General features: G+C 41.1%; 3 protein-coding genes. All 3 read right to left on the bottom strand.

Annotation, left to right across the window (positions count from 1 at the left end):
- Nucleotides 1–556: rolling circle replication-associated protein (locus OH461_RS20020; protein ID WP_270022299.1), on the bottom strand; the 556-nt coding region annotated here is incomplete at its 3' end.
- 434 nt (nucleotides 557–990) lie between these two features.
- Nucleotides 991–1200, bottom strand: coding sequence for a hypothetical protein (locus tag OH461_RS20015; protein ID WP_270022298.1), 210 nt, complete (start codon nucleotides 1198–1200; stop codon nucleotides 991–993).
- Nucleotides 1201–1256: 56 nt separating this feature from the next.
- Nucleotides 1257–1627: hypothetical protein (locus OH461_RS20010; protein WP_270022297.1), on the bottom strand; the 371-nt coding region annotated here is incomplete at its 5' end.

Raw genomic sequence — 1627 nt, 5'->3', positions numbered from 1 at the left:
CTGTTTTTATCCACCCAGACGGAATGCCAGCAGAAGATCGTTGATAATGGTCTGCACCACGGGAAGCATGTTTAGAAAGGTACTTAAACCATCCTTTGATATCGGTAACGGTTTTCAAGTTTTGACCTCGAGGAGATGCCCCGAATTTACCAGCTACAGAAACCCAGTGGTCAACAATAAGAAAACCAAGACCTACAGGAAGTCCGTTTGAGTCGATGTTAGTACAGGATTCATAAGAAAAGAAAACAACACCGTGAAGATGAGGAACGCCCCGACGTTGCCACTCAGTCACCCAATGTAAACGGAGCATACCAAGGCGACGAAGTCTCTCGATAAATGATCTTCTAATTTTATGCCAATCATCAGAGGTATCGGGGCAATCACGAAGAGTCAGAGTAAAAGCAACGCCAAATTCTTCATCATTGCCAAAGCTTTCAGGGGATACGGAACGAAGCCAACGGGTGTTATTGCGAGTTGCAGATTTAGACCAACCTTGAACCTGACCACGTTTTGCACGTTCATGGTTATTTTTCTTAGGAGGTATGGCGGCAGTCATACCATGGTGATAGACTTTAATTACAGGCATAGAGTTGTCCAAAACTTGTTAGATGTCTGTCATGCCCTCGAAGTTTTAGCGGACTTGCGAGGGTTTATTTTTTTCTATGCAAACTGTTAGTGCAGTATGCAAGATGAGGCTTAATATACGCTCAAAAATATGAAATTTAAATAAAAACCAACACAAAAAGAATGTTAAAAAAAAGATAAAAAAGATGAGTGTTTGTTATGTGCGTGCAGATATGTAACTACTAATCAAGGAAGCACACACCACCGCAAATAAAACCACTAAACAGAATGGCGTAACTAATGGTGTAGTGGAGCTGACGCGCGGTTTTAAGAATTGGGAATAAAATCCACATGGTTTCCGCTTGTCTGGCATTCACCAAATTAAAAGGGAACCCCTTCCCCGGCGAAACGGGGCCCCTTCCCCTTTTATTTTGGCAAATCCCCCAAATCAATCGCACGAAGCATGGTGGCATATCCATTAATTTTCTGAATCAACGAAAATTGATCTTCAAACAATTGAGATAACGCACTTGCATCTACATGTTCTTCGGGAAGTGTCATTAAGCAGGTAGAAAGATTTTCTAGATCATTTAGTAGATCTTTAAGTTCAGTAATAGAATAATTTTCAGTAGTCATAATTAACTCCGGTTTAGTTAGTTTTGATTAGCCTTTGGTGGGTGTTACAGCACTCATCAAAGGCGTTCTTCTTCCTCTTCAGAAAGATAAATCTCATATCCCTGAGAAACTAGCATCTCAGCAATAAGAAGAATATTTTCGGAATCTATCCACTCAGATACACCCCGAACCTGTGATTTTTTATAATCGTTGCACTTAAGCATTTTTCTAGCAGAAGAGATCCTTTTTTTGCTGGATAGATAATCCTTACCAAATGCAAAATAACCATCCACAACCCTGAGAACGGAAGCTTCTTTGAATGCCGACCTGGCATCTGATAAGCGCCACTTACGAACAATGCGACGAAGTGCAAAATAAAACTCATTAGAAGCATTAATCTGGACAGCTTCGTCAGTGACCCAGTCACCACAATGACCCCAGACACGCC

This window comes from Vibrio sp. LaRot3, from assembly GCF_027587025.1.
Lineage (GTDB): Bacteria > Pseudomonadota > Gammaproteobacteria > Enterobacterales > Vibrionaceae > Vibrio.
This window is presented reverse-complemented; position numbering and strand designations above follow the sequence as displayed.